Annotated in this window: 15 protein-coding genes; 9 read left to right on the forward strand and 6 right to left on the reverse strand. The window is 60.1% G+C overall.

Features of this window, described 5'->3' with window-relative positions; translation table 11 throughout:
• Positions 1–14: 14 nt before the first annotated feature.
• From KSP9073_RS01500 to KSP9073_RS01525, 6 genes are all read right to left on the reverse strand, one after another.
• Complete coding sequence (locus tag KSP9073_RS01500; RefSeq protein ID WP_243409069.1) at positions 15–1,592, reverse strand: bifunctional aminoglycoside phosphotransferase/ATP-binding protein; 1,578 nt, start codon at positions 1,590–1,592, stop codon at positions 15–17.
• A 72-nt stretch (positions 1,593–1,664) separates the two neighbouring features.
• Entirely contained in the window at positions 1,665–2,954 is a 1,290-nt protein-coding gene (hemL, locus tag KSP9073_RS01505) for a glutamate-1-semialdehyde 2,1-aminomutase (RefSeq protein ID WP_108841190.1), read from the reverse strand.
• A 117-nt stretch (positions 2,955–3,071) separates the two neighbouring features.
• The gene (gene thiE / locus KSP9073_RS01510; protein ID WP_108841191.1) at positions 3,072–3,695 is read right to left on the reverse strand and encodes a thiamine phosphate synthase; all 624 of its coding nucleotides are present in this window, start codon (positions 3,693–3,695) and stop codon (positions 3,072–3,074) included.
• Positions 3,692–4,531 (reverse strand): bifunctional hydroxymethylpyrimidine kinase/phosphomethylpyrimidine kinase, encoded by an 840-nt coding sequence (gene thiD, locus KSP9073_RS01515; RefSeq protein ID WP_108841192.1) that lies wholly within the window; start codon positions 4,529–4,531, stop codon positions 3,692–3,694. Before thiD ends, thiE begins: the two co-directional genes overlap by 4 nt.
• Positions 4,531–4,965 (reverse strand): protoporphyrinogen oxidase HemJ, encoded by a 435-nt coding sequence (gene hemJ, locus KSP9073_RS01520; protein ID WP_108841981.1) that lies wholly within the window; start codon positions 4,963–4,965, stop codon positions 4,531–4,533. The genes thiD and hemJ overlap by 1 nt, the downstream gene beginning before the upstream one ends.
• A gap of 53 nt (positions 4,966–5,018) precedes the next feature.
• Positions 5,019–6,875 (reverse strand): chloride channel protein, encoded by a 1,857-nt coding sequence (locus KSP9073_RS01525; protein WP_108841193.1) that lies wholly within the window; start codon positions 6,873–6,875, stop codon positions 5,019–5,021.
• Positions 6,876–7,011: 136 nt separating this feature from the next.
• Between KSP9073_RS01525 and erpA the strand changes: the two genes are divergently transcribed.
• From erpA to KSP9073_RS01570, 9 genes are all read left to right on the forward strand, one after another.
• Positions 7,012–7,365 (forward strand): iron-sulfur cluster insertion protein ErpA, encoded by a 354-nt coding sequence (erpA, locus tag KSP9073_RS01530; RefSeq protein ID WP_108841194.1) that lies wholly within the window; start codon positions 7,012–7,014, stop codon positions 7,363–7,365.
• 620 nt (positions 7,366–7,985) lie between these two features.
• A complete protein-coding gene (gene mnmG / locus KSP9073_RS01535) occupies positions 7,986–9,878 on the forward strand; it encodes a tRNA uridine-5-carboxymethylaminomethyl(34) synthesis enzyme MnmG (RefSeq protein ID WP_108841195.1) in 1,893 nt (630 codons plus the stop codon).
• Positions 9,875–10,492, forward strand: coding sequence for a 16S rRNA (guanine(527)-N(7))-methyltransferase RsmG (rsmG, locus tag KSP9073_RS01540; RefSeq protein WP_108841196.1), 618 nt, complete (start codon positions 9,875–9,877; stop codon positions 10,490–10,492). Before mnmG ends, rsmG begins: the two co-directional genes overlap by 4 nt.
• A 35-nt stretch (positions 10,493–10,527) precedes the next feature.
• The gene (locus KSP9073_RS01545; RefSeq protein WP_108841197.1) at positions 10,528–11,298 is read left to right on the forward strand and encodes a ParA family protein; all 771 of its coding nucleotides are present in this window, start codon (positions 10,528–10,530) and stop codon (positions 11,296–11,298) included.
• Between the two features lie 102 nt (positions 11,299–11,400).
• On the forward strand, positions 11,401–12,324 hold the full coding sequence (locus tag KSP9073_RS01550; protein WP_108841982.1) for a ParB/RepB/Spo0J family partition protein: 924 nt from the start codon (positions 11,401–11,403) through the stop codon (positions 12,322–12,324).
• 267 nt (positions 12,325–12,591) lie between these two features.
• Entirely contained in the window at positions 12,592–12,936 is a 345-nt protein-coding gene (locus KSP9073_RS01555; RefSeq protein WP_243409125.1) for an ATP synthase subunit I, read from the forward strand.
• 20 nt (positions 12,937–12,956) lie between these two features.
• Positions 12,957–13,781 carry a F0F1 ATP synthase subunit A gene (atpB, locus tag KSP9073_RS01560; protein ID WP_108841199.1) on the forward strand — a complete coding sequence of 275 codons (825 nt, stop codon included), beginning with the start codon at positions 12,957–12,959 and terminating at the stop codon, positions 13,779–13,781.
• Between the two features lie 71 nt (positions 13,782–13,852).
• Entirely contained in the window at positions 13,853–14,080 is a 228-nt protein-coding gene (atpE, locus tag KSP9073_RS01565) for a F0F1 ATP synthase subunit C (RefSeq protein ID WP_108841200.1), read from the forward strand.
• Between the two features lie 78 nt (positions 14,081–14,158).
• Positions 14,159–14,629: a F0F1 ATP synthase subunit B gene (locus tag KSP9073_RS01570; RefSeq protein ID WP_108841201.1), complete on the forward strand. Its 471-nt coding sequence runs from the start codon at positions 14,159–14,161 to the stop codon at positions 14,627–14,629.
• The last annotated feature ends 9 nt before the right edge of the window (positions 14,630–14,638 follow it).

Here is a 14,638-nt window from a genome sequence, read left to right on the forward strand (position 1 = left end):
TCGGCCGGGTAGGGTCAGTTCAGGCGCAGTCGCTCCCTGATCAGGGAGACCAGCGTCAGATTGGCATCCTCGGCCGTCGTGTCCAGATGAATCAGATAGGCCAGCTCATCCTCGCCGAAGTCTTCACGCAAGGCGAGCTGGTGATCCAGCACTTCGATCCCTGCCTCCGAGACTTGACCCCGCCGGCTTTGACGTCGTCCGAGCCGATCCCGCAGAGTCGCATCATCGGCCTCGAAACTGATCAGAAGTGCCGCCAGCCCGCGCTTTTCGGCTTCGTGGCGCAGCCGGTCACGCTGCAGGCGCTTAAGCGATGTGGCATCAATGCAGACCGGATAACCGGCTTCCATCAGCGTGCCACTCAAGTGGGCCAGTCGCTCGTAGGTCTGGCGGGTCATCTCATCGCTATAAAGGCCCTGTGCCACGCCCGAGCCTGAATCGGCATCGGGTGCCAGCTCACAAAGGCGCTTGCGCTCGACATCGGAACGAAGACGTATCGCGCCCAGCGTGCGTACGACCTGCTCGGTAAACCGGCTCTTGCCGCTGCCCGAGACGCCCACGCTGATCAAAAGCCAGGGGATATCGGTCTCACTGTAGCGCTCGGCCAGCGCGATATAGCTGCGATAGTCCGACAGTGCCGCTTCGCGGTCCGCCGGATGTAGATCCGGCTGCTGAAGACGAAACAGGGCCACCTTGGCCCGTACCATGGCTCGATAGGCCTTGTACCAGGGCAAAAGGCGAACCAGTTCGTGATCCCCGCTGCTTTCCAGGTAGCGATTGAGCACGTGACTGGACAGCGCATGCTCACCGCGCGCTTCCAGATCCATCAGCAAAAAGGCCAGCTCACAGCAGACATCGTTGTAGCGCAGGTCATCGTTGAACTCGATACAGTCAAAGATCAGCGCCCGCCCCTGATGCTGCACCACATTGGCCAGATGCACATCGCCATGCGTTTCGCGCACGAACCCCTCGCGTTGGCGCCTTGCCAGTAAAGGTTCAAGCCGGTGATAGAGCTCTTCGGCGCGCGTAGCCAGCTCTTCCAGACGACGACGATCCGTTTCATCTTCCAGCAGCGGTCGAATCTGATCGAAATTCTGGACCACCGGCGCATGGACGGCCTCGGGCGCGCCAAAGGCACTGTCCGGCAATACGCGCTCACTACGCTGATGAAAGGCGACCAGCTGATCCACCATGTCATCCATCATCGTGCGGGTCAGCTCGTTGTTGGCCTGCAGCGTCGAGAAAAGCCCGGCGTTATCGAACTGGCGCATGCACACGGCATACTCGAAGGGCTCGCCTTCCCCGTCCAGCACGGGGGATTCGGACGTGCCGCTGATGGGGACGACCCGCTCATAAAGATCGCCTGCCAGCCGACGATTGAGCCGCACCTCGTCTTCACAAAAGCGCTTGCGACGTTCCAGCGTCGAGAAATTCAGAAAGCCGAAATCCAGCGGCTTCTTGATCTTGTAGGCGTACTCACCGGTCAGGATGACCCAGGAAATATGGGTCTCGTACACCTGCAGGCTGGACACCTCATGTTTGAAAAACCGGCCGCTTCTCAGCGCGCTGATCAGTGACTGACTCAAGGGGCTCACTCCGGATCAGTGATGAAATTCGTCCGCCGAACATCGACGAACGGGGAAGGACGCCCCGAAAGGCGTCGACGATCAGGTCAGGGTCGCAAACACTGCCTCGGCGGCATCCAGGGTGGCATTGATGTCTTCATCCTCATGGACGCTGGACATGAAGCCGGCCTCGAACGGAGACGGTGCCATATAGACGCCGCGGTCCAGCATGGCCGTAAAGAAGCGTCTGAAGCGCTCAACGTCACAGCCGGTCGCCGCCGCGAAGTCGTTGACCTCGGTCTGGTCGGTAAAGAAGATGCCAAACATGCCACCGACGCGATGGGTCAGAAGCGACACACCGGCCGCCCTTGCGCGCTGCTCGAGACCGTCACACAGGGTGTTGACGCGCTCGCTCAGACGCTTGTGAAAGTCGGGCTGACGAATCTTTTTCAACAGCGCGATTCCCGCGGCCATGGCCAGCGGATTGCCGGAAAGCGTTCCGGCCTGATAGACCGGCCCCAGCGGCGAGAGATATTCCATGATATGGCGCTTGCCGCCGAAGGCGCCCACCGGCATGCCGCCCCCGACAATCTTGCCCAGACAGGTCAGATCGGGGGTGATGCTGTAATGGGCCTGAGCCCCGCCCAGCGCCACACGAAACCCGGTCATGACCTCATCAAAGATCAACACGGCGCCGGACTCGTCACACACCTCGCGCAGACACTTCAAAAATCCCGGCACTGGCGGAATGCAGTTCATGTTGCCGGCCACCGGCTCCACGATCACGCAGGCCACCTGATCGCCGATCTCGCGAAAGCACTCGCGCACACCCTCGATATCGTTGTAGGAGAGCGTCACGGTGTGCTCGGCAAGCGATGCCGGCACCCCGGGTGAGCTGGGCTCGCCATGGGTCAGCGCACCGGAGCCGGCCTTGACCAGCAGCGAATCCACATGACCGTGATAGTTGCCCTCGAACTTGACCACCTTGTCGCGACCGGTATAGCCGCGCGCCAGGCGTACCGCGGACATGGTGGCCTCGGTCCCCGAGTTGACCATGCGCACCATGTCAATCGACGGCATGATCTCGCAGATCAGCTCCGCCATGTCGGTCTCGACCGCGGTCGGCGTGCCAAACGAAAGGCCGTCTTCCAGTCGATCGCGCACGGCACCCAGCACGTCCGGGTCGGCATGACCGGTAATCATCGGCCCCCAGGAGCCGACATAGTCGATGTAACGCTTGCCTTCGACATCAAAGAGATAGGGGCCGCGGGCACGTGACACGAACATGGGGGCACGGCCCATGCCCTTGAAGGCACGAACCGGAGAATTGACGCCACCGGGGATGCGGTGTCCGGCGCGGGTAAAAAGCGTCTCGGAGGTGATGAGATCCATCTTCGCGCTCCTGTGCGGGAAAAAGTGCCGGTCCGAAAGGGACCGTTTGCAGGTTCAGGGTTATCCACATCCCGTCAGCAGGTACGGCTTGAATCGGGGTGTGGATAACGTGAAAACTTATCGATCAAAGGCCTGATTGAGCCGGCGTACCACGGCGCCCGGATCATCATGACCGAAAATGCCATGCACCAGCGCAATCAGATCGGCACCGGCGTCGATCGTCGCCTCGATGTTGTCGCCATCGATACCGCCGATCGCCACAAGCGGCAGTTCAAAACGAGCCGCCTGTGCCAGCACCGACAGATCCGCCGGCGGCGCATCGGGCTTGGTGCGTGAGGGATAGAAACGACCAAAGGCCAGGTAGCTGGCCCCCTCGCGGGCGGCCTGTTCGGCGAACTCGAGACTGCCCTGGCAGGTGGCGCCAATGATGGCCTCGGGGCCCAGCGCCTTGCGGGCCCGGGCAATCGAGCCATCGCTGCGTCCCAGATGCAGCCCGACTCCAAGCCGCCAGGCAAGTGCGGCGTCATCGTTGATGATCAGGGGCGTATCATAGTGATCACACAGCGCCTTGAGAGCGCGCCCCTGTCGCTCACGCTGTCCTTCATCGCCGGACTTGTCACGATACTGCAAAAGCGCAATGCCGGCGCTCAGCGCCGACTCGCACCGATCGATAAGCGTGGCGTCATCTGGCATCAGCTGCGCATCGGTCAGGGCATAAAGCCCTCGCGTCCACTGGGTCATGTCGCGCTCCCCTGTTTCGGTAAACCCTGAGTCGGTAAATGAAATGGCCCGGTCAGGCGGTCGGGAATCTGCTGGCCGCGTCCGGGCGTCAGCGCCCGCTCAAGGCTGTGCCAGGTAAACTGCTGCGCCGTTTGACAGGCCTGCGCCAGCGCTTCACCCCGGGCCATCAGGGCAGCGATGGCACTGGCCAGCGTGCATCCCGAACCGTGGTAGTGGCCCAGCAGGCGCGGCCATGACCACGCCTGAAGGTTTCCGGGCGTATAGAGTCGATGGGTAACATGGGGCTGAGGCGGCGTGTCTGCAACGTCAGTGCCGGTGGCCAGCACGGCGCCCGCCCCGGCGTCCAGCATCTGCTCGGCCTGATCGGTGATTCGTGCCTCCTCGAAGACGCTGCCGGTCAGACGGGCAAGCTCCTCAAGGTTGGGCGTGATCAGAGTGGCCAGCGGCAGCAGCTGCTCGACGAAGGCGGCCATCAATGCCTGGCCGGACAGCTCGCGCCCCCCACCAGCCTTGAGCACCGGGTCGATGACGATTGGCAGATGCGGGTACGCCGCACACAGCGTAATGACCGCTTCCAGCGCAGAGAGATCGGCAATCAACCCGACCTTGATGGCGTGAATGTCACAGTCTTCCAGCACCGCCCGGGCCGTGGCCAGAATCTCTTCGCCCGGGCGCGACATGACACTTCGAACATCAACGGTCGTCTGGCACGTCAGCGCCGTGGGTACTGTCAGCGCCCAGCCGCCCATGGCGCGAATGGCCTCGGCGTCGGCCATCAGCCCGGCGCCGCCGGTCGGGTCGTGACCGGCCAGTACCAGAACGCAGGGCAGGGACATCAGAACGGCTTGACCACGGAAAGAATCACAATGGCGATCAGCACAACGGCCGGAATGACCCCAAAGACACGATAGTAGCCGCCGCCGCGACGGTTGGTGCCGGACGCAAAGCGCTTCATGTGGGCCTTGCAGATATGGTGAAACCCGATCAGAAGCACGACCAGCACGGCCTTGACGTAAAACCAGCCCGCGGTGAGGTAGACCTGAAAATTGAGCGCCACGAGCCACAGCCCGAACACCACCGTCAGGATCATGGCCGGCGTCATGATGGCGCCATAAAGCTTTCGCTCCATGATCTGAAAGCGAGTCGATCCCTGTCCGTCATTCTGGCGCATGGCATGGGCGTGATAGATAAAAAGCCGCGGCAGATAAAACAGTGCGGCAAACCAGCATGTAAATGAAATGATATGAAAGGCCAGAACCCAGGGGTACATATGCGCATCCTCAATAACGGTCGTCAGGTCGTGGCTGATGGGGGCATGGCCCATCAGTGATAATAGTTTTCTATGGCTTCCCGCGTGATGATACCTGAAACCCGGTGCATCATCGGCGCGGTAATGTGTCTGACGTAGAGGGCATCCACCCGCTGATCGTCAAGGCATGCAAAGGCTTCCGACAGCGTGGCCTGAAGCGCGATCGGGGCCAGCTCCAGTCGCTTGCCCGGAATTTCCAGCAGATTGATGCTGTCTTTTTGATCCACGCCGGCCTGATCGTCCTCTTCCAGTGCTCGTGCCATGTCCGCCGCCAGCAGCGCCAGCGGCGCCTTGCCGGGCTCGCGGTCAGCCTTGTGCTGATCGCTCTGACGATGGATCAAAAGCCACGTGGGCCGCGCATCCAGAATGACCCTCGCCCGTTCCCGGGTGATGACCGCCGCCGTCACGGTCACGCTTCGGTCCATGACTGCGCCCACCCCGACCCTTGAGAGCGCCTGCATCAGAGGCTGCTGCAGTGGATGCTGCGCATGCCCCTGACGGGTCATGACGAAAAACCCCTGCGTACGCCAGGCCACGCGAGCGGTCAGCGCCGCACTTAAAACGCTCAGCATGCCGTATAAAATGATATCAGGACTGTGCGTCAGCTCCACCAGCGCCATGATCGCTGCCAGCGGTGCCTGCAGCACAGCGCCCATCATGGCGGCCATGCCCATCATGACATACAGGTTGGGCTCCCCTACCATCGAAGGCAACACCGCCGAGGCGCCAAGCCCGAAAAGCGCCCCGGCGGCGGCCCCCATCACCAGCGTCGGGCCGACAATGCCCACCGGTATCCCGCACGCCAGGGTTATGGCAGTCAACAAGAGCTTGCCCAGCGCCAGTGCCAGCAGCACATCAAGGCTTGCCTGACCGCTCAGAATCGTTTCGACGCTGTCATACCCGATGCCCTGCACCTGCGGATAAAAACAGGCCACGGCCCCGGTCAGCACACCGGCCATCAACAGTCGAACGGCCCAGGGCACATTGGCCAGCCGGTCGCCCAGACGAGTGAGCCGAATAAAGCCGCCGGCCATGATACCGATGGCCAGCGCCATCAGCAGCAGCCACGGAATATCCAGTAAACGTGGCTCGATGATCCCCGGCATCATGAAGGCCGGCGCCGAGCCGAAATGCAGCTGCGTAATGACGGCACCGGTGGCCGAGGCCAGCATCACGGGCATGAAACCGGTCAGGGTGTACTCCATCATCACCACTTCCATGGCGAAAATCACCCCGGCAATGGGCGTGTTGAACGAGGCCGAAATGCCGGCCGCCACGCCGCAGCCGACCAGCACGCGCAGACTGTTGTGCGGCAATTTGAGCAGCTGACCGATCCAGCCCGACGCCCCGGCGCCCAGATGAATGGCCGGCCCCTCACGACCGGCGGACAACCCGCCCAGCAGCGACACAACACCGACCCACCACTGGTTAAGCCAGTTGTCGCGCGCCATGACGCCCTGATGAAAGGAGAAGCGCTCGATGACATGTGTAATGCCCAGGCGCCGGGCGCTTTTTTTCTGCCAGCCAAGTCCCAGCCCGATCAGGATGACCGCGATCACCGGCAGGGCCACGCGCACCATCATCGGCAGGCTTTCAAAGGCCTCGGCCTGACCGTTTGGCATCAGCATGAGCGCCCCGAGCCCGATCAGCTCTCGAAAGACAATCATGATGAGGCCGGTCAAGGCACCCGAAATGACCGCCAGCAAACACAGCTGCGGCAGGGCATCGACACTTGCCAGCTCGCGTCGAAAGTTTTCAAGGTTCAGGCGTGACATATCCAGCAGACGGCGCGGCAAGCTTTTTCTCCCCAGCGGCACGGTAATGCGGTCATGGGACCACACGTCCTTCAGCCTATCATTGTTTAGGGTCATCGCCTTTCATGATTGCTGCCCGGCGGGTGCCGGTTGACCACCGGCTGAAGGGGTGCCGATAATGGGTGCCATGACAGCCATCGTGCTGATCCATTCCTGACACGCATCAGACGTGTCATCTCAAAAGGAGGCCGCGATGAGCGGAGCAGAATCCTTTGTTCCGACACCGCTTGTCTTTACCGATGCCGCGGCAGGCAGAGTCAGGGCGCTGATAGAAGAAGAGCGTAACCCGGCCCTGAAACTGCGCGTCTACGTAACGGGAGGCGGTTGTTCGGGCTTTCAATACGGTTTCGATGTCGCAGAGACCATCAGTGAGGACGACACCGTTATCGAAAATGGCGATGTGGCCATGGTGATCGACCCGCTGAGCTATCAATATCTGGTCGGTTCCACGGTCGATTTCGAAGCCGGCTTGGCAGGCGCCCGGTTTTTGATCAAAAATCCCAACGCCACCACGACCTGTGGCTGCGGTGCATCCTTTACGGTTTGAGGTCGCCTGCCGATATTCAGGCGCCTGTCAGCTTCTGACAGGCGCCTTTTTTATGTCCATTATCACCACAATCGGCTTTTTTTGACGCCGGCCCCCTGTGGATAAAAAAAGCGCCCTTTTCTACCACCGCCTCTACAGCCCGCCACACACGCGAGTCTCCTCTCATTTTCCTGCCGCATTCACTTTCTTGACGAGTATGGGGAGAACCCCCACTGAGCCCGGTTAACGAAACGGGGATAAATCGAGCTGTGGGTAACTTGCCGTTTTATACACACCCCGTACAGTGCCTACCCCAGGGATGCAAGCAGCTTGCCTGGGTTTCCAGTCACACCGCAGCATTTTGTTTTATAAGTGTAAAAGCCGCTTTTCCACAGAAAATGCCGCCCACAGTAATCACAACCACAATAGAACTTCTTATTTAAAAGACTATTTAATTAATTAAAGGCTTGGGGGTACGGGAAAATCCATGTGTGGAAAACCCTGACGCTTACTCACAGCCACGTTATAATGCGCGCCATTCAATACGGCTTATCCCCAACGCCCTGCACGGGCATGTGGGTATCGACACGCGCTGATCAGTCGGGTGTCACGTTCATTTTCAACCCCTCGAGGTTTTTCACGTGGATTATCCGGACCGCTTTGACGTCATTGTCATCGGTGGTGGTCATGCGGGTACCGAAGCCGCACTGGCCGCCGCTCGCATGGGCTGTCAGACCCTGCTGCTCAGTCACAACATCGAAACGCTGGGACAAATGTCCTGTAATCCGGCCATCGGTGGCATCGGCAAGAGCCATCTGGTCAAGGAAATTGATGCGCTGGGCGGTGCCATGGCACTGGCTGCAGATCAGGGCGGCATCCAGTTTCGAACGCTGAACTCCCGCAAGGGACCGGCCGTACGCGCCACCCGTGTTCAGGCCGACCGCGTTCGCTACAAGGCAGCCATTCGCCATATCCTTGAAAACCAGCCCAATCTGTCGATCTTTGCCCAGGCAGCTGATGATCTGATCGTGGAAGGCGATACAGTGCGCGGTGTCCTGAGTCAGGGCGGCGTACGTTTCATGGCCGAAACCGTGGTGCTGTGCACCGGGACCTTTCTGGGCGGCGTGATTCATATCGGCATGGAACATCATAGCGGCGGCCGTTCGGGTGATCCGGCGTCCAATGCGCTGGCGGCACGTCTTCGCGAGCAGCCCCTGCGGGTAGCACGTCTCAAGACCGGCACACCACCGCGACTTGATGCCAAAACGGTCGATTTCTCGAAACTGGCCGAACAGCCCGGCGATACGCCGCGTCCGGTGATGTCCTACATGGGCCGGCGTGACATGCACCCCGCCCAGGTGAGCTGCTTCATTGCGCACACCAACGAGCGCACTCACGACATCATTCGGGCCAATCTGCATCGCTCGCCGATGTACTCCGGCGTCATCGAGGGCATCGGTCCCCGCTACTGCCCGTCGATCGAGGACAAGATTCATCGCTTTGCCGACAAGCAGAGCCACCAGATCTTTATCGAGCCGGAAGGGCTCGACACCCATGAGCTCTACCCCAACGGCATTTCAACATCGCTGCCCTTTGATGTGCAGCTCGATGTCGTGCGCTCGATCGAGGGGCTGGAGCGCACTCACATCGTGCGTCCGGGCTATGCCATCGAGTACGACTTCTTCGATCCGCGCGATCTGAAGCATTCACTGGAAACGAAGGTCATCCATAACCTGTGGTTTGCCGGCCAGATCAACGGCACGACCGGCTATGAGGAAGCCGCCGCCCAGGGGCTGCTGGCAGGACTCAATGCCGCCCGCCGCGTGCAGGGACTGGAGGCATGGTGGCCGCGCCGTGATGAGGCCTATATCGGTGTGATGGTGGATGACCTGATCCGCATGGGCACCCAGGAACCCTATCGGATGTTTACCTCGCGAGCGGAATATCGCCTGCTGCTGCGTGAAGACAACGCCGATCTGCGCCTGACCGAAACAGGCCGTCAGCTGGGGCTGGTGGATGACGCCCGCTTTGACGCCTTTGAGCGCAAGCGCACAGCCATCAACGCCGAGCGCGAGCGTCTGGATCGGGTCTGGATCCAGCCCGGAAGTGATGCCGCCAAAGGGCTTGCCGATCGGGTGGGCACCCTGTCCCGCGAACATCGTCTGAGCGATCTGCTGCGTCGACCCGAGCTGGTCTATGACGATATTGCACCGCTGGCCGAGGGGGCGCCGGAAGATCCGCTGGTGCGTGAGCAGGTACAGATTCAGGCCAAGTATCAGGGTTACATCGATCGCCAGAGTGAAGAGATCGACAAGCTCAAGCGCCATGAAGCCACTCCTCTGCCACAATCGCTGGAATATGATCGTATTGACGGTTTGTCCAACGAGATTCGCCAGAAGCTCAATGCCGCTCGTCCTGAAACGCTGGCCGAGGCCGGGCGCATTCCGGGCGTAACGCCGGCGGCCATTTCGATGCTGCTGATTCATCTCAAAAAGCGTGGCAGTGCCCACAAGGTCAGGGCCGGTACGTCATGAGCAGCGGTATTGAACGTCGTCTCGATGACGGCATGACGGCGTTTAACCTGAGCGTTTCAGCCGAGGTTCGTGACCGCCTGCTGGCCTTTGTGACGCTGTTGCACAAGTGGAATCGGGCCTATAACCTCACCGCGGTACGCGATATCGAGCTGATGGTAACGCGCCATCTGCTCGATAGTCTGGCGATTCTGCCGTGGATCGAGGGTCCGGGACTTCTGGATGTCGGCAGCGGTGCCGGGCTGCCCGGTATCGTGGTGGCCATCGTGCGTCCCGATATTGCCCTGACCTCGATTGACAGCAACGGCAAAAAAATCCGCTTTCAACGCCAGGTGGCTTTCGAGCTGGGTCTTGAGAATGTCACCCCCGTGCATGATCGGGTCGAGGCACTCGAGGGCGTCACGTTTGAGCAGATCACCAGCCGGGCCTTTGCCGCACCGGCAGACTTTGTGGCCCTGACCCGTTCGCTGCTCGCTGATGGCGGTCACTGGCTGGCCATGGCAGGGCGCGTCGATGACATTGTCCTGCCCGAGGACATTCGGCTGGCGCAAACCTGGCCGCTGCACATCCCCGGTGAGCAGGGCCAGCGTCATCTGTTGAAAATGGACATCGCCTGACAAGGCCAAGCGATCAATATACAAGGAACTCTCTCTTGACCCGGATCATTGCGCTGACCAACCAGAAGGGTGGCGTCGGCAAGACCACGACCGCCGTCAACCTGGCCGCAGCCTTGGCGTCGCTGAAAAAGCGGGTGCTGCTGGTGGACATGGACCCGCAGGGCCACGCCACCATGGGCAGCGGCATTGACAAGCATGCGCTGGCCAACGGTGGCTCGCTGGACGTGCTGCTCGGCGAACTGTCGGCGAGTGATGCGCTGGTGGACTGCCCCAATGCCGGTTACCAGCTGCTGCCGGCCAATGGCGATCTCACTGCTGCCGAAGTCGACCTGCTCGACAGGGAAGGGCGCGAGCGCTGTCTGGATCGCGCCATCGAAACCGTAGCCGACCGGTTCGATGTGGTGCTGATCGACTGCCCGCCGTCGCTCAACATGCTGACCGTCAATGCCCTGACCGCCGCGCACGGCGTGCTGATTCCGCTGCAGTGCGAGTTCTATGCCCTGGAAGGTCTGTCAGCGCTGCTGGATACCGTTGAGCAGATCCGCGACAGCGTCAATCCAGCGCTGGCCCTCGACGGCATCGTCAGAACCATGTTTGATAATCGCAACAGTCTGACCCGGGATGTCAGCAAGCAGCTGTCGGACTACTTCGGTGATGATCTGCTCAAAACGGCGATCCCCCGCAACATTCGCCTGGCCGAAGCGCCCAGCCATGGCCTGCCGGTCAATCGCTACGCGCGCATGTCCCGCGGTGCCCATGCCTATCGGGTGCTGGCCAAGGAATTGATTCGCAAGCTGGCGCTGTAACCCGTCCCGGACACACTGTCGATCATTTGATCCCCCGAGCGCTGATGTCCATGACCTCAGCGCGTGTTGTTACTTCTGCATGGCCTGAACGAGGAACTGTTCATGACGCGTAAACGCGCACTCGGAAGAGGACTGGACGCACTGATTGGCGCCGGTGCCCGGCAGCGTTCACAGACCCAGGACCCCAACGGTGGGTCTGCCGAGGCGGCAGTGACCGCATCACCGCTGATCGACAGCCGTGAGCGGCTGGAGCGTCTGCCGCTGGCGGAACTGACGCGTGGACGCTATCAGCCCCGGCGCGAGATGCAGCCCGAACGGCTTGAAGAGCTGGCGGCCTCGATCAGAACCCGCGGCGTCATGCAGCCCATCGTGGTCCGTCCACTGCCCGAAGGCAGTGCCGCCCGCTATGAAATCATTGCCGGTGAGCGCCGCTGGCGCGCGGCGCAAATGGCCGAGCTGGATGTGATTCCGGCCGTCGTGCGCGAGCTTGATGATGAAACCGCTCTGGCACTGGCGCTGATCGAAAACATTCAGCGCGAGGACCTCAATCCCATCGAGGAAACCATCGCCCTCAAGCGCCTGATGGATGAATTTTCCCTGACCCAGCAGCAAACGGCCGATGCCGTGGGCCGCTCCCGGGGGCAGATCGCCAACATGCTGAGGCTGCTGGCGCTGGAAGAAGACGTGCAGACACTGCTGGAACGCGGTGACATGGATGTTGGCCACGCCCGTGCCCTGCTGGGGCTCAAGGGCAACAAGCAGCGCCAGGCGGCGCGCGAGGTGGTCGAGCGTGGCCTGACCGTGCGCCAGACCGAAGCGCTGGTCAAAAAATATGCCCAGACGACCCCGGACAGCAAAAAGGCAGCGGACAAACCCTCGGGGGATGTCGGCAGTCTTGAAAACCAGCTGGCGGAACTGCTGGGCGCTCGCGTACAGATCAGTCACGGCAGAACCGGCAAGGGCAGCCTGACGATTCGTTACACAAGCCTTGACGAGCTTGATGGTATTCTCTCGCACATTCGCTGAGGCATGAGGCCATGGCGCTTAAACACGACTTAATTTCGTGTTGTAAACTGCGACGCTTTGACACAGGATCGAGCCGGTTTTGGTGCAGATCAGCTTAAAGACTGCGATTTTCGATGCCGGTGACATTGAAGCAGCGGGGGGGGTTCCTTATAATCCCGCCTGCCTGGCGCAATGAGTCGAATATTTCGGGAATGCATAAAATCAATGCAACAAGGCAAGCCCGCGACTCCGGCACCATCAAGACGTCCGAGAATTTACAGATTGCTGGTGGTTCAGCTGGTGGTCACTGCGGTGACGGCAGCACTACTGGCCATTGAAGCGAACAATATTCTTGCGCTGTCGGCCCTCAAGGGTGGTATTGCGGGACTGGTGCCCAACATATATTTTGCCTGGCGTGCGTTTTTATACCGTGGGGCTCGTTTTCAACGTCAGATGGTTCGCAGTTTCTATCGAGCCCAGGTAGGCAAGCATTTTCTGGCGATCCTGCTGTTTGCAGGCATCTTTGTCATATCGCCACCGCAGTCTCCGGAGTGGTTTTTCGTGACATTTGCGCTGGTCCAGTGTGTGTACTGGCTGACGCCCTGGCTGCTCGGCAGACCCGGTTCCCATTAAAATCGATTCAAGGCAACGCTATGGCAGGCAACGCACCGACCTCAACCGAGTATATTACTCACCACCTGCAGAATCTGACCTTTGGCCTCCATCCCGATCACGGCTGGGCCATTGCCCATAATGCCGAGGAAGCCAGGGCCATGGGATTCTGGGCCATCAATCTGGACACCATGGGGTGGTCGATTGCGACCGGTCTGCTGTTTCTGTGGCTGTTTCGCTTTCTCGCCCGTACGGCCACCAGCGGTGTCCCGACCGGTCTGCAGAATGCGCTTGAGATGGTCTTCGAGTTTGCCAACGGCATTGTCCGCACCAGCTTCAGCGGTCAGAGCAAGCTGGCAGGCCCGCTGGCACTGACGCTGTTCTGCTGGATCTTTTTCATGAACAGCCTCAAGTGGCTGCCCATCGATCTGATCCCGCAGATTGCTCACAAGCTGGGCATCGAGTACATGCGCATCGTTCCGACCAGTGATCCCAACGCGACACTGGGCATGGGCTTTGCCATCTTCCTGTTGGTGATCTATTACAGCATCCGCAACAAGGGGTTCAGTGGCTTCGCAAAGGAACTTTCCTTTCGTCCCTTCAATCACTGGGCGCTGATTCCCTTCAACCTGATCCTTGAACTGGTCGTCCTGATCGTCAAGCCCATCAGTCTGGGACTTCGTCTCTTCGGCAACATGTTTGCCGGTGAGGTCATCTTCATCATGATTTCCCTGCTGCCCTTCTGGGCCATCTGGGTACTTGATGTCCCGTGGGCGATCTTTCACATTCTGGTCATCACCCTGCAGGCATTCATCTTTGCCGTGCTAAGTGTGGTGTATCTGAGCGCCTGCTTTGAAGAGCACTGAATCCAATAACAAGATTAGTCTCAAAACCCTTTTACCCCTTGTCTGAAAAAACCTGAAACAGGAGCCATTCCATGGAACTCATCTACATTGCTGCCGCCATCATGATCAGCGGTGCCGCCCTCGCTACCGGTATCGGCTTTGGTCTGCTTGGTGGCAAGCTGCTCGACTCTACTGCACGTCAGCCGGAACTGGGCGACCAGCTGCAGACCAAAACCTTCATCATGGCCGGTCTGCTTGATGCCGTTCCCATGATCGGTGTGGGTATCGCGATGTACCTGATCTTCGTTGTTGCCGGTTAAGTAAACGCTGTACGCCGGGCCCCTTGTGCTCGGTGTCGCCGTTTCCGGCCACCACGAACCCGCAGGAGGTAGATCCGCGTGAATATCAATATGACGCTTATCGGACAGATGATCGCCTTTGCGATCTTCGTCTGGTTCTGCATGAAATATGTGTGGCCTCCGATCACGCAGGCACTCACCGAGCGTCAGCAGCGCATTCAGGAAGGTCTTGAAGAGGCCGACCGGGCACGCGCCGAGCTGCACAAGGCCAATGAACAGGCCGAGGAAACGCTACGTGAAAGCCGTGAAGAAGCTGCCCGTATTCTCGACAAGACACGTTCTCGTGCCAATCAGATGATCGAGGAAGCTCGCACTGATGCCCGCGCTGAAGGCGAGCGAATGATTGCCAATGCCCGCAGCGAGATTGACAGCGAGATTCAGCAGGCCAAAAGCGAACTGCGTGCTCAGGTAGCAGCACTGGCCATTCAGGGCGCAGAACGCATTCTCGAGTCCTCCATCGACGAAAAGAAACATCGTGAGATGGTTGATCGACTCGCTGAAGAGCTCTGAGGAAACGCC

The organism is Kushneria phyllosphaerae (assembly GCF_900312995.1).
Classification (GTDB): Bacteria; Pseudomonadota; Gammaproteobacteria; order Pseudomonadales; family Halomonadaceae; genus Kushneria; species Kushneria phyllosphaerae.